Origin of the sequence: Pseudomonas sp. FSL R10-2964, assembly GCF_009600035.1 — a bacterium.
Taxonomy (GTDB): Bacteria; Pseudomonadota; Gammaproteobacteria; order Pseudomonadales; family Pseudomonadaceae; genus Aquipseudomonas; species Aquipseudomonas bubulae.
This window is the reverse complement of record NZ_WIWH01000005.1, coordinates 142,647-154,590: the sequence shown is the minus strand read 5'-3', so window position 1 is coordinate 154,590 and position 11,944 is coordinate 142,647. Positions and strand designations below refer to the sequence as shown.

The window sequence follows — 11,944 nt, the reverse complement described above, 5'->3', positions numbered from 1 at the left end:
ATTTTTGGGTCGTTAGCTCAGTTGGTAGAGCAGTTGGCTTTTAACCAATTGGTCGTAGGTTCGAATCCCACACGACCCACCATGTTCGGCTCCTGTAGCCATAAAAAAAGCGTCCATTGGACGCTTTTTTTATGCCTGTAGGAAACGTAACCCTGTAGTCGCAGCCTTCGTTCTTCGGCAGCTGCTACGAGGTTTTTGCTTCAGCTTGGGTTTGCAGCCTTGTTGTCCGCGTCCTGAAGATCCTGCAGCGCGGCCGAATACTGATCCGCTTCTGCCTTGGGCACCATCTGCCATGACGGCTTGCGCAATGCATAGAAGATAAACGGCGGCACGCCTGCGACGATCAATCCCAGCAACAAAATCCCCGCATATTCGAAAAACGGCATGCTGCTGAAGCTGTTGGGCGGAATAAAGCCGAAAATTAGCGCCACGCAGGTTGAAAACAACCCCAGGTAGCACCAGCCATGCAGCCCCTTGAGCACATAGCCGCGTTTTACATTGGGCTGTGTTTTACGCAGTTTCATGGCCGCCATAAACATGAATACGTAGATGATCAGGTACATCAGCGCAGCCATCGCACTGATCATCCAGAAGGCATCGGATACATTGTCGAGAAAGATGTAAATCGTCGACAGCAGCGTGACGATAACGGCCTGTAAATACAGAATGTTTTTTTGCACACCTTTTTTGTTCACTTCCTGCATCACAGGTGGAAGCATTCCGGCCTTACCGACGAACAGCAAGCCGGTAGACGGCCCGGCAGTCCAGGCCAGTACCCCGCCCAACGCACCGATAATCAGCAAAATGGCCATGATCAGGGTTGCCCATGGCATGTCGAAGCCCTGGAAGAACGCAGCGTAAGCCTGGATAACCCCGGCGGTAAGGCTGGTTGAGTCAGCGGGTACCACCAGCGAAATCGCCACCGTGGGCGGGATAAACACCAGCAGGATCATAAAGAAGGCCAAGAGAATCGCCCGGGGCATTTCCTTTTGCGGGTTACGCAATTCACGGGCGTGAATGGCGTTCATTTCGATACCGGCAAACGCCAGGAAGTTACTCACAATCAGTACCAGGCCGGTAATGGCGCCGGTAAATTCCTGCCAGAAGTCCGGGTGCAGGTTGCGCGAGCCGGATTTGACTGTGGAGTGGGTATCGAAAATGGCCGGGATCAAGGCATCCCAAGTCAACGGGGTGGCTGATTTATGCCCCAGCACCAGCCAGGCGACGCCGAGCAAAACCAGCAGCGCGGCGGGTAATGCGGTGCCCAGCAGCATGAACCATGACGTCAGCTTCGACAGTGCTGTCAGCCCGTTAAGTGCCACAAATGTCGATAGCCAGTATAAAACGATGATGACGGCGGCAGTAAATACACCGCTTTTGGCCAGTTCAGGGTTGATCAGATACGCCATGGTGCTGGCGCCAAACCCGAGCACAATCGGGTACCAGACCACCACTTGTACCCACATGAACCACATGATGAAAAAGCCCGGGCGGTCGCCGTAGGCTTGTCTTACCCAGCCATAAATCCCGCCGTTCCAGCCTGTGCCCAGTTCAGAGGCGACCAGGGATACCGGAATGAAAAACAGCAGTGCGGGGATGACATAGAGAAAGACCGAGCCCAGGCCATAGACGGCCATGCTGGGTAACGAACGAATACTGGCAACAGCGGCAACCATCATAAAGCAGATGGTCAGCCAGGACATGTAGGTTTTAGCTTTGCTGGTGGTGGCCATAAGTATCCCGCTCCCTTACGCGAATTCGTGCAACAGGCTCAGATTGAGCGTGCGGCTAAGGTATTCGGCGGCCAGTTGACCGCGAACGCTGTTACCGGCTCCGTCCAGTGGCGGGGCAAAGGCGGCGATGGCGCACACCCCCGGAACCACCGCCAGAATGCCGCCGCCGACCCCGCTTTTTCCCGGCAGGCCGACTTTGTAGTACCAGTCCCCGGTGGTGTCATACAGGCCATTCAGGGTCATCTCGGAGAGGATTGGCGCCACGTTGTTGGCCCGAACCGCGCGTTTTCCGCTGATCGGGTTGACGCCACCATTGGCCAGGGTAGCGCCCATGGTCACCAGGTCATGGCAGGTGATCGCCACGGAACATTGACGGGTGTAGACGGCGCACACTTCCATCGGGTCGGCGTACATATAGCCGTAACTCTGCAATAGCCAGGCAATGCCGCGGTTGTGCTGGTTGGTCTTGGCTTCCGATTGATAAACCTCGTCGTTGACCGTCAGTTCACGCCCGGCGAAAAGGTTGTAAGTCGCCTGGATCTGGTCCCAGCGCGCTTGCGCCGTATCGGCTTCGAGGAGGCTGACAGTGGCCATGGCGCCTGCGTTTACAAAGGGGTTGAGCGGTCGGCCCTTATGCAGTTCCAGGGCAATCACCGAGTTGAACGGCTCACCTGTGGGGTCGCAACCGATCTTGCTGCGCAAGGCTTGGGGTCCCACTTCATCGAGTACATGGGCGAGGGTGAATACCTTGGAAATCGACTCGATGGCGAAGGCGTAATCGGTGTCGCCCACTTCTGCATGGGTACCGTCGCAGAACATGATGCTGATGCCGAACAGATGGGATGGCACTGAGGCCAGGTAAGGGATGTAGCTGGCGTTCTTGCCGTGCTGATTGCTGGCAAACCGTTGCAGGGACTGGTCCAGCGCCTGTTTTACCGTGCTGTCTACGGTCGTGGGTCTTTGCTTCATCGTGCTCGCTCCGTGAGTACTATCGAGAATCGAGACTATAGATCGGAAAATGCACGGTGGTCGGAAATCGGACGGCAGACCTCAAATGCTTGGCTATGCTGGCTGGGCCGAAGCTGAGCCAGAGTTGCAACGGCGGGCTCATAGATTGACCAATACTCAAGGAGAGTTCACATGGCACTGCACCGTATCAAGCGCAACAAGGACGTCGACCCCGTATTTGGTTCTTCTGCGCTGGCTCATGCCGCTGCAATCAAGCTGTTCCCCGAGGCTGAGCAAGCGCCGGGTGAGGTTTTCCAACTGGTCCACGATGAGTTGTATCTGGATGGAAACTCCAGGCAGAACCTCGCGACCTTTTGCCAGACGTGGGAAGAGGACGAGGTCCACAAGTTGATGGACCTGTCGATCGACAAGAACATGATCGACAAGGATGAGTACCCGCAGTCTGCGGAGCTGGAAAACCGCTGTATTCATATGCTGGCGGACTTATGGCATTCGCCGGAAGCGGCTACCACCATCGGTACTTCCACCGTAGGCTCCAGCGAAGCCTGCATGCTGGGTGGTCTGGCTGCATTGTGGCGCTGGCGTGCGGTGCGCAAGGCGGCAGGCAAGCCGACAACTACGCCGAATATGGTGTGCGGTCCGGTGCAGGTGTGCTGGCACAAATTTGCCCGTTACTGGGACGTCGAAATTCGTGAAGTGCCGATGTCGGAAGGGCATTGGTTTATGACCCCCGAGGACATGCTGGAGCGGGTCGATGAAAATACCATCGTCGTAGTGCCGACCTTTGGCCAGACGTTCACCGGGCTGTATGAAACCGTAAAGCCGTTATCCGATGCTCTGGATGACTTGCAAAAAAGCACGGGTCTGAATATTGATCTGCACGTCGACGGTGCAAGTGGCGCGATGCTGGCTCCGTTTTGTGCGCCGGATATTCTTTGGGATTTCCGCGTGCCGCGGGTCAAGTCCATCAGTACCTCCGGGCACAAGTTCGGTCTGGCTCCGCTGGGCGCGGGCTGGGTGGTTTGGCGGGATGAAAAGGAACTGCCTGAAGGGCTGGTGTTTCATGTGAATTATCTGGGGGGTGATATGCCTACGTTCGCCCTTAACTTTTCACGTCCGGCCGGGCAGATCATCTCGCAGTACTACAACTTCTTGCGTCTGGGGCGTGAAGGCTATGAGCGTATTCATTCAGCCTGCTACCAGACGGCACAGTTTCTTGCGGCTGAACTGGTCAAGGTCGGACCGTTCGAGATGCTCTATAACGGTGACCCGCAGCTGGGGATTCCGGCGTTGACCTGGCGTCTGAAGCCAGGGGCGAAAACTTCATATTCGCTGTATGACCTGGCAGACCGGTTGCGCACCCGTGGCTGGCTGGTACCTGCGTATAGCTTGCCGGCAAATGTCGAGAACGTAGTGGTGCAGCGGATTCTGGTGAAGCAGGGTATGTCGATCGACATGGCCAAGTTGTTGCTGGAGGACTTTGTGCGCGCGGTGAAATTCTTTGACGAGCATCAGCCCCACGGCTTTAAAGGCCGTGAAGCCGAGGCGGGTAATCACGCGGGGCGCTGATTACGCGGCGCTGTAGATACTCTGTTGTAGATCAAGCCCTATTGTGGGAGCGAGCCTGCTCGCGAACGACCTTCGCGAGCAGGCTCGCTCCCACAGTTGCAGTTTTTACTGTCGCAGCCTTCGGCAGCGACTACAGAGTAGTCGCACTTAGTGCAGTTTCAGGCGCGGCTCGGTGCCGCGTCCGATCCTGCTGCCCAGCATCAGCATCAAGGTGCGGAAGGTGCCGTACAGCGCCATCTGGTGCATGCGATATAGCGAGATGTAGAACATCCGCGCCAACCAGCCTTCCAGCATAACGGTACCCATCAGGCTGCCCATCAAGTTACCCACAGCCGAAAAGCTCGATAGGGAAATCAGCGAGCCATAATCGCGGTAGGTGTAGTCCGGCAGCTGAGTTTTACCTTCAATGCGCAATTTCAGCGACTTGGCCAGCAACGACGCCTGCTGGTGAGCAGCCTGGGCGCGAGGCGGCACCAGCTTGTCGGTGCCGGGTTGCGGGCAGGCGGCGCAATCGCCAAAGGCAAAAATATTCTCGTCACGGGTGGTTTGCAGGGTAGGGCGTACCACCAACTGGTTGATGCGGTTGGTTTCCAGCCCGGCAATTTCCTTCAAGAAGCCAGGTGCACGAATGCCCGCAGCCCAAACCTTCAAACTTGCAGGAATCACCTGACCATCTTTGGTTATCAAGCTGTCAGCAGTTACTTCGCTGACTGCGGAGTTGGTCAGCACGGTGACCCCGAGTTTTTCCAGGGTTTTATGCACAGGCCCGCCGATACGGTCCGGCAGGGCAGGCAATACCCGTGGGCCCGCTTCGATCAGGGTGATATGCATGTTTTCCGGCTTGATCCGGTCCAGGCCATAGGCTGCCAGTTCGTGGGCGGCATTGTGCAGTTCGGCAGCCAGCTCGACTCCGGTTGCACCTGCGCCGACAATGGCCACGCTGATCTGTTCGAGCGTATCGCTTTGCCCTGCGTGGGCACGCAGGTAATGATTGAGCAGTTGCTGATGAAATTTCTCGGCCTGCTTGCGGGTATCGAGGAACAGGCAGTGTTCGGCCGCGCCTTTGGTACCGAAGTCATTGGTGGTACTGCCCACCGCAATCACCAGGGTGTCGTAACCCAACTCGCGGGCAGGTACCAGTTCCTGGCCGTTTTCGTCGAGGGTTGCCGACAATGAGATCTTTTTCAGTTCACGATCCAGCCCGCTCATGCGGCCCAGCTGGAACTGAAAGTGATTCCATTTGGCCTGGGCGACGTAGTTGAGCTCGTCTTCCGATGAGTTCAATGAGCCGGCAGCAACTTCATGCAGCAGCGGTTTCCAGATATGGGTCAGGTTGGCATCGACCAGCGTGACGCTGGCCTTGCCGCGCTTACCCAGAGTCTTGCCCAGGCGGGTCGCCAACTCCAGGCCGCCGGCGCCGCCGCCGACGATAACAATACGATGGGTCATGGATATCACTCACAAGGCTTGAAAAAAATTCTGTGCCTGAGTGGCCCCGGGCGAGCGCAATGCAGCTCATAGCGCCAGGTAACTCAGGAAACGGCTCAAAAGGCCCATGCCGATCACCGCGATCACCACTATGGCAAGGAGCAGCCAGGGCCTGAAAGGGCGGCGCTCAACCTGATTTTGTGGCAATTGAAGGTACTCTTCGACACGCTTCAGATCATCGGGGTTCAGGCGACTGGGCATATTTTTGGCCTCGTCAAATAGACGTTGCTGGGTATGTAAAAGCTACAGCATTGATCAACCGGGATGAAATGAAGCATAGCCGTGCGGGCCTAACGGCTCGACCCGCAGTTCGTCGTCTAGACGAATGATCCCGCTTTCGATTACCCGGGCCGTGATCCCGCCGTGGCCACGTACCGCCTGAAAAGTCCCCTGGCCCAGACGCTGCTCCAGTCGGGCACAAGGCTGACACCAGCCAGTGGTTTCGAAAATGGCCTGGCCAACCTTGAAGCGCCGGCCTTTGAGGCTGAACAGGTTGATTCCGCGGATCACCAGGTTGCGGCGCAAGTCCTGCGCCAGGATCGGTTGATCCGCCGTGCGCCCCAGCAGTGAGCTGATAACGGCCAGGTGTTCCCATTGTATCAGCGTCACCTGGCGGGCATTGCGGGCGCCGGGCCGGGCATGATCGCCGGTCAGCCCGGCTTCGCGGCGGGCTTCAACCGCGTCGAGTTCGAGCATGTCTGCCCGGGACTCGGGGCGTACGCCGATCCAGCACACGCGCCCGGTTTGCGGCACATTGGCAATAAGCGCCTGCAACGGGCTCACAGGCTGATACCCACATCAAAAATAATGCTGCGTCCCAGGTTGTTGCGCAAAAAATCCGGTGCGTCCGGTTGGGCAAACAGCACCCGGGCAAAGGTCGGCCCTACCAGCGACAGCGAGCGCCAGCCCTGGCGCAAATATTCAGTCGGCGGCGGAAAGTGGCTGTTAAGGTCCAGCACTTCGCGCTTGAGGCTGGAAAACGCAATGATATCCAGCTGCCCCAGGTCGATATCGCGCTCTTTGTAGTTAGTGGCTTTTTTATGCAGGGTCGGGCCCAGCCGCTGCAACAGCTTGCTCGCCGGAATCCGTTTGGGCCGTGCTTCGCGACGGACCAATTGGCTAAGGGAGTAGGCGCTGCGCCTGCGCTGCAGTTCTGCGCGCCATTCATCGTTCAGGCGCCGGCCCTCATCGAGGACAAAGAACACCTCAAAGCGTGCATCGCCGAACAGCACATCGGGAGGCTCCTGGCCCGCCTGCCGGAAGTCTTCACTGTGGTAGGGGATATTCAGGCCTTGCAACAGGCGCTGGCAGACCCAACGCTCACGCTCCCATTTGCGGGCATTGGATAAAAAGGCATTGGCTTGCTCGGCCTGAATGGTGAGCAGGCGTAAATAATCTGAGTCGTCCATGCACGCAGCTTAGCCTTGAAACAGGTGTTACTGAAAGTCCGGGTGTAGACTCAGTCGCATCCGACAGGGAGGGTTGAACGGTGTGTTTTGACAAGGCAGGGCAAGGCCGATGATAAGTACACAGGTGTTATCCACACAAACGCTGGTCATCGGCTGGCTGATCTATGTTCCCGTTGTGCTGTGGGCCATCTGGCGTGCTCCCTGGGTTGAGCTGTTTACCGATACGCGGCGCCAGCACCTGTTGTTTGGCACGGTGTTCGGGCTGTTTTTGCTCTGGCTGGTACGGCGTGACTTTGATGGCGGGGTGTCTTACCACTTTATTGGCCTGACGGTGGTCACGTTGCTGCTCGACTGGCCGCTGGCAGTGGTCGGTGCGCTTCTGGCGCAAGTCGGACTGGTGTTGCTGGGGCGTCAGGAGTTGGCCGCGATGGGTGTCAACGGCGTGCTGCTGATTCTGTTGCCGATAGCAGTGACCGAAGGGTGTGCGCGTATGGTCGAGCGTGCGCAACCGCGTAACCCCTTTGTGTATATCTTTTGCTCGGGTTTTTTTGCCGCAGCGTTGGCGGCGTTGCTGTGCATAGGGGCGGTGCTGGGTGTGTTGTGGCTGGACGGGTTGTTCGTCATGCCGTATTGGCTGGAGGACTTTGTCGGCTATCTGTGGCTGATCATCTTTCCCGAAGCGTTTATCAACGGGATGCTGGTAACGGCACTGGTGGTGTTCTGCCCGGAGTGGCTTGAGACCTTTAACCGCACCCGCTACCTGGCGGCGCCATGGAAGGATGATGGAGAAAAGCCGTAATCGCCGACGCAGGCTGCGAGATGGACCGCAGGGCCTGTGCTCTTTAAAAGCACGACCCCTTCGGGCTCGATCGCAGCCTTCGTACCTCGTCAGCGACTACAGGATTTGGCTTTTAATGTAAGCGCTCGCTCAGGTCTTCGGAAAACAGATCATCTTCAGCATCCGGGCTGACCGGGATCTTGTGTTCCTCGCTGGCCCAGGCACCCAGGTCGATCAGCTTGCAGCGGTCCGAGCAGAACGGGCGAAAAGCGTTGGTGGTATCCCATTGCACGGCTGTGCCACAGGTCGGGCAGTCGATGGTCATAGGTTTGGTCATGGTTGGCCTCCACGCAAAGTTAAATAAAAGTGATGCAGGCGCTCGACCTCAGTCTGCAGCGCCTTCAGATCCTTGTCATTGACCAGCACATCGTCAGCGTGACGAAGGCGATCTTCGCGGCTGGCCTGTGCCTTGAGAATGGCCTGGACTTGCTGTTCGGTGGTGTTGTCACGCACAAGGGTGCGCTGCATCTGCAGGGCTTGCGGTGCATCGATCACCAGGACACGTTGAGTTGTGGTGTATTGGCCGGACTCGATCAGCAGCGGCGAAACCAGAATGGCGTAAGGCGATTTTGCCTGTGCCAGATTGTTTGCGATCTCTTCACGAATCAGTGGGTGCAGCAGTGCTTCAAGCCAGCGGCGTTGCTCGGGGTCGGTGAAGATCAGATGGCGCAATGCGCCACGATTGAGTTGCCCGTCGGCTTGCAGCACCTGTGCTCCAAAGTGTTCGGCAATACTGGCCAGCGCCGGGCGTCCCGGCTCAACGACCCAGCGCGCCGCATGATCGGCGTCCACCACATGTATGCCCAACGCGGCAAAGTGCTCGGCAGCGGCACTTTTACCACTGCCGATACCGCCGGTAAGCCCGAGAATCCAGGGTTTGGAGGGTGGAGTCATCATGTCAAACCGAAACCTGCCAATAGAAGCCGGTTATTTGACCACCCCAGAGCAATGCAATCCAGCCGGCAATTGCCAGATACGGCGCAAAGGGGATCGGGGTACTGGTTTTGGCCCGGCGCATGGCCAAAAGCCCCAGCCCCACCGTCGCCCCCAGCAGTGAAGAGAGCAGGAGGGTTAGCGGCAGAACCGCAACCCCGCCCCATGCCCCGAGTACGGCCAGCAACTTGAAATCGCCGTAGCCCATGCCGTCCTTGCCGGTGACCAGTTTGAATATCCAGAACACCGACCACAGGCTTGCATAGCCCAGCGCGGCCCCCCATACGGCCTGCCCCAAAGTGGTGAACAGGGAGAAGCTGTTGAGCAACAATCCCAGCCACAGCAGAGGCAAAACCAGCACATCAGGCACGATTTGATGCTCGATATCGATCAGGCAAATGCCGAATAACCCCCAGGTCAGCAGAAGCATCCAGCCCGCCTGGGCGCCAAAACCGAAATGCCAGGCGACAAAAGCCGACAATACCGCGCAGGTCAGTTCCGTAAGGGGATAGCGCAGGCTAATGGCACTTTTGCACTGCGAGCATTTGCCACGCAAAAACAGGTAGCTCAGTAGCGGGATGTTCTCCCGGACGCGCAGCGAATGCTGGCAATTGGGGCAGTGAGAGCGCGGGCGCAGCAAGTTATACACAGGGCCTTTGGCTGGCTCGGGCAAATCCAGCACCTCGCGGGCCTGGGCTTGCCATTCCTGTTCAAGCATTTTTGGCAATCGCCACGCCAGCACATTGATAAAACTGCCTGCCAGCAAGCCGAGTATCAGTGCGCAGGCAATAAAAGCGTCGGGGTGACGGCTCAGCAAATCAATCATGCTCATATTACCCGGCCAAGGTTGAATATCGGCAAGTACATGGCGATGACCAGCCCGCCAACCATGACTCCAAGTACCACCATGATTATCGGCTCCAGCAAGGTTGTCAGGTTGTCGACCAGAGTGTCGACCTCGCTTTCATAATAGGCGGCAACCTGGTCAAGCATGCTGTCCAATGTGCCGGATTCTTCGCCAATAGCTGTCATCTGGATTGCCATGCCCGGGAATACTCCGGCAGCGGCCATGGCCACATGGATCTGGCTACCCGTTGCAACCTGCTTCTTCAGTCGTAGCACCGCGTCTTTGTACAGGCTATTGCCAGTGGCGCTGGCTACGGAGTTCAGCGCTTCGAGCAATGGCACGCCGGCAGCCAGGGTCGTCGACAGCGTGCGGGCAAAACGGGCCATGGCTGACATGTGCAGCAGATTGCCCATGACGGGCAGTTTCAGCAGCCAGCGATCAACACGCTGGCGCCAGGTTGCGCAGTGCTTGTAGCGATGGTGAAGGCCTGCAAGGGTGATGCCGCAAAAAAACAGGAGCCATAGACCATGCGCCTGAAGGCTGTCAGACAGGCCGATCACCCACAAGGTAAGCACTGGCAGTTGCGCGTCGAATGAGCGGAAAACGCCCTGGAACTGCGGAACCACTTCGATCAACAAAATGCCGCACACCGCCAGCGCGACCACGAGCACGGCGCTGGGGTAGGTCATGGCTTTTTTGATTTTCTTTTTCAGAGTGGCGGTCTTTTCCCTGTAGGTCGCCACCCGTTGCAGCAACACGTCCAGAGCCCCGGCCAGTTCGCCAGCTTCGACGAGGCTGCAAAACAGAGGATCGAAATGTGCCGGTTTTTTGCGCAGCGCCGCCGACAGGCTGGTGCCTGCGCCGATGTCTTGCTGGAGTTCGGTGACCTGCTGGCGCATGGCACGGCTCTCGAAACCGTTGGCGATAACCTTCAGAGCTTGCTGCATAGTTATGCCCGCGCTGATCAGGGTAGCCAGTTGGCGGGTGAACAGGGTGATATCCAGTGCCGTGACCGATTTGCCCGCATTCAGTGTGTGACTGTAATGGCGGCGGATTTTACTAACGGTAATACCTTGGCGGCGTAGCTGGATCCGAATCATTGTGTGGTGTTCCGCCGTGATTTGCCCGCTGGTTTTAATGCCATTTCGATCGGTGCCTTCCCACTGGTAAAGGCTGTATTTAACGGCCTGTGTTGCCATGCATCGATCCTTGGAGCGCGGCGCGCCCGGCTGTGCTGTAAGCCCAAAGACTAGATGCTCCGAGCTTTGACCCGGAAAGTTGAGAGTGACCAGAAGTGTCAGCGATGCAGTTGTGGAGCAACGGCCCACTAACCTTGATAGCCTGTGCGCACTTTTTTGCCTGCACAGCACTGCCTGGCACCTGTGGGTGCCCCTTTTCTGGAGACTTCATGTGAAACAACAACAAGGCTTCACCCTGATCGAACTGATGATTGTGGTTGCAATTATCGGTCTGATTGCTTCGTTCGCATTTCCGGCTTACCACGAGCACGTGATGAAGACCCGTTTTGCCGAGGTGAACACCATCAGCAATACCTACAAGACTGCCGTCGCCCTGTGCTACAGCCAGACCAATGATCTGATGGCCTGTGATGCGGGCACCAACGGCATCCCGGGGCCGGCCGAAGCGACGGAAAACCTGGCAGCGGGCATGACGGTGGTCGATGGTGTGATTACCATGGCGGGGACCCAGGCAGCAGGCGGCTGGGTCAGCGTATTGGTGCCGACCTCGAGCAATTCGGGGGGCACCCTGAACTGGACGCAAAATGGCACCTGCCTGGCCAGCGGTGCGTGCAAATAACCCGTGATGGTCGTAATGCCGAGTGTGTGAAGCCTGGGCGCCAAGGGCTCAAGAATATCGCGATTTACTAACAACCTTGGTCAGCAGGCTCGCTCCTGCAGCGGCACACATGCGGCAATTGCCGGTTTTTTCCAGCGCTGCTAGTTTTACTGATACCGCCGGTGTAGCTCAGTCGGTAGAGCAGCGCACTCGTAACGCGAAGGTCGCAGGTTCGATTCCTGTCTCCGGCACCACTTAAAAAGCCATCCGGTCAATGCCGGGTGGCTTTTTCGTTCAGGGGCAGCACCAGGCACTTTGACGTCCGAAAATGGCGAGAATCGGCCAAAACGCGGTGCTATTC

Annotated in this window: 13 protein-coding genes and 2 tRNA genes; 5 read left to right on the top strand and 10 right to left on the bottom strand. The window is 57.6% G+C overall.

What is annotated here, in order from left to right; translation table 11 throughout:
* Positions 1–6: 6 nt before the first annotated feature.
* Positions 7–82, top strand: a tRNA-Lys gene (locus GHN92_RS04520).
* A 118-nt stretch (positions 83–200) separates the two neighbouring features.
* On the opposite strand, the gene GHN92_RS04515 is transcribed toward GHN92_RS04520, so the two are convergent.
* On the bottom strand, positions 201–1,733 hold the full coding sequence (locus GHN92_RS04515) for an amino acid permease (protein ID WP_153379437.1): 1,533 nt from the start codon (positions 1,731–1,733) through the stop codon (positions 201–203).
* Between the two features lie 15 nt (positions 1,734–1,748).
* Positions 1,749–2,702 carry a glutaminase A gene (gene glsA / locus GHN92_RS04510; protein ID WP_095001625.1) on the bottom strand — a complete coding sequence of 318 codons (954 nt, stop codon included), beginning with the start codon at positions 2,700–2,702 and terminating at the stop codon, positions 1,749–1,751.
* A gap of 171 nt (positions 2,703–2,873) precedes the next feature.
* On the opposite strand from glsA, the gene GHN92_RS04505 reads away from it, so the two are divergent.
* Positions 2,874–4,271: a glutamate decarboxylase gene (locus tag GHN92_RS04505; protein ID WP_095001624.1), complete on the top strand. Its 1,398-nt coding sequence runs from the start codon at positions 2,874–2,876 to the stop codon at positions 4,269–4,271.
* A gap of 147 nt (positions 4,272–4,418) precedes the next feature.
* Here GHN92_RS04505 and GHN92_RS04500 read toward each other — a convergent pair whose 3' ends face one another.
* The 4 genes from GHN92_RS04500 to GHN92_RS04485 form a co-directional block, all read right to left on the bottom strand.
* Positions 4,419–5,720, bottom strand: coding sequence for an NAD(P)/FAD-dependent oxidoreductase (locus GHN92_RS04500; RefSeq protein WP_095001623.1), 1,302 nt, complete (start codon positions 5,718–5,720; stop codon positions 4,419–4,421).
* 66 nt (positions 5,721–5,786) lie between these two features.
* On the bottom strand, positions 5,787–5,960 hold the full coding sequence (locus tag GHN92_RS04495) for a DUF3094 family protein (RefSeq protein ID WP_095001622.1): 174 nt from the start codon (positions 5,958–5,960) through the stop codon (positions 5,787–5,789).
* 54 nt (positions 5,961–6,014) lie between these two features.
* Positions 6,015–6,542 (bottom strand): MOSC domain-containing protein, encoded by a 528-nt coding sequence (locus tag GHN92_RS04490; RefSeq protein WP_095020318.1) that lies wholly within the window; start codon positions 6,540–6,542, stop codon positions 6,015–6,017.
* On the bottom strand, positions 6,539–7,168 hold the full coding sequence (locus tag GHN92_RS04485; RefSeq protein WP_095001620.1) for a DUF1780 domain-containing protein: 630 nt from the start codon (positions 7,166–7,168) through the stop codon (positions 6,539–6,541). Before GHN92_RS04485 ends, GHN92_RS04490 begins: the two co-directional genes overlap by 4 nt.
* A 109-nt stretch (positions 7,169–7,277) precedes the next feature.
* Between GHN92_RS04485 and GHN92_RS04480 the strand changes: the two genes are divergently transcribed.
* A complete protein-coding gene (locus tag GHN92_RS04480) occupies positions 7,278–7,967 on the top strand; it encodes an energy-coupling factor ABC transporter permease (RefSeq protein WP_095025468.1) in 690 nt (229 codons plus the stop codon).
* Positions 7,968–8,079: 112 nt separating this feature from the next.
* Here the strand turns inward: GHN92_RS04480 and yacG are convergent, their stop codons facing one another.
* Genes yacG through GHN92_RS04460 form a run of 4 tightly spaced genes read right to left on the bottom strand, consistent with a single transcriptional unit; the run spans position 8,080 to position 10,985 of the window.
* Positions 8,080–8,283, bottom strand: a complete 204-nt coding sequence (yacG, locus tag GHN92_RS04475; protein ID WP_016779444.1) for a DNA gyrase inhibitor YacG — start codon at positions 8,281–8,283, stop codon at positions 8,080–8,082.
* Entirely contained in the window at positions 8,280–8,903 is a 624-nt protein-coding gene (coaE, locus tag GHN92_RS04470; RefSeq protein WP_095018262.1) for a dephospho-CoA kinase, read from the bottom strand. Before coaE ends, yacG begins: the two co-directional genes overlap by 4 nt.
* A gap of 1 nt (position 8,904) precedes the next feature.
* Positions 8,905–9,771: an A24 family peptidase gene (locus tag GHN92_RS04465; protein ID WP_165484561.1), complete on the bottom strand. Its 867-nt coding sequence runs from the start codon at positions 9,769–9,771 to the stop codon at positions 8,905–8,907.
* On the bottom strand, positions 9,768–10,985 hold the full coding sequence (locus GHN92_RS04460; protein ID WP_095038606.1) for a type II secretion system F family protein: 1,218 nt from the start codon (positions 10,983–10,985) through the stop codon (positions 9,768–9,770). The genes GHN92_RS04465 and GHN92_RS04460 overlap by 4 nt, the downstream gene beginning before the upstream one ends.
* Positions 10,986–11,196: 211 nt before the next feature.
* Here GHN92_RS04460 and GHN92_RS04455 point away from each other — a divergent pair, with 211 nt between their 5' ends.
* Complete coding sequence (locus GHN92_RS04455) at positions 11,197–11,604, top strand: prepilin-type N-terminal cleavage/methylation domain-containing protein (protein ID WP_133144169.1); 408 nt, start codon at positions 11,197–11,199, stop codon at positions 11,602–11,604.
* Between the two features lie 157 nt (positions 11,605–11,761).
* Positions 11,762–11,837 (top strand) — tRNA-Thr (locus GHN92_RS04450).
* The last annotated feature ends 107 nt before the right edge of the window (positions 11,838–11,944 follow it).

Excerpts from the sequence above, each read along its gene's own strand:
- GHN92_RS04505 (WP_095001624.1), top strand. The coding sequence starts at position 2,874 with ATGGCACTGCACCGTATCAAGCGCAACAAGGACGTCGACCCCGTATTT.
- coaE (WP_095018262.1), bottom strand. The coding sequence starts at position 8,903 with ATGATGACTCCACCCTCCAAACCCTGGATTCTCGGGCTTACCGGCGGT.
- GHN92_RS04465 (WP_165484561.1), bottom strand. The coding sequence starts at position 9,771 with ATGAGCATGATTGATTTGCTGAGCCGTCACCCCGACGCTTTTATTGCC.
- glsA (WP_095001625.1), bottom strand. The coding sequence starts at position 2,702 with ATGAAGCAAAGACCCACGACCGTAGACAGCACGGTAAAACAGGCGCTG.
- GHN92_RS04495 (WP_095001622.1), bottom strand. The coding sequence starts at position 5,960 with ATGCCCAGTCGCCTGAACCCCGATGATCTGAAGCGTGTCGAAGAGTAC.
- GHN92_RS04515 (WP_153379437.1), bottom strand. The coding sequence starts at position 1,733 with ATGGCCACCACCAGCAAAGCTAAAACCTACATGTCCTGGCTGACCATC.
- GHN92_RS04485 (WP_095001620.1), bottom strand. The coding sequence starts at position 7,168 with ATGGACGACTCAGATTATTTACGCCTGCTCACCATTCAGGCCGAGCAA.
- GHN92_RS04460 (WP_095038606.1), bottom strand. The coding sequence starts at position 10,985 with ATGGCAACACAGGCCGTTAAATACAGCCTTTACCAGTGGGAAGGCACC.
- yacG (WP_016779444.1), bottom strand. The coding sequence starts at position 8,283 with ATGACCAAACCTATGACCATCGACTGCCCGACCTGTGGCACAGCCGTG.
- GHN92_RS04500 (WP_095001623.1), bottom strand. The coding sequence starts at position 5,720 with ATGACCCATCGTATTGTTATCGTCGGCGGCGGCGCCGGCGGCCTGGAG.
- GHN92_RS04480 (WP_095025468.1), top strand. The coding sequence starts at position 7,278 with ATGATAAGTACACAGGTGTTATCCACACAAACGCTGGTCATCGGCTGG.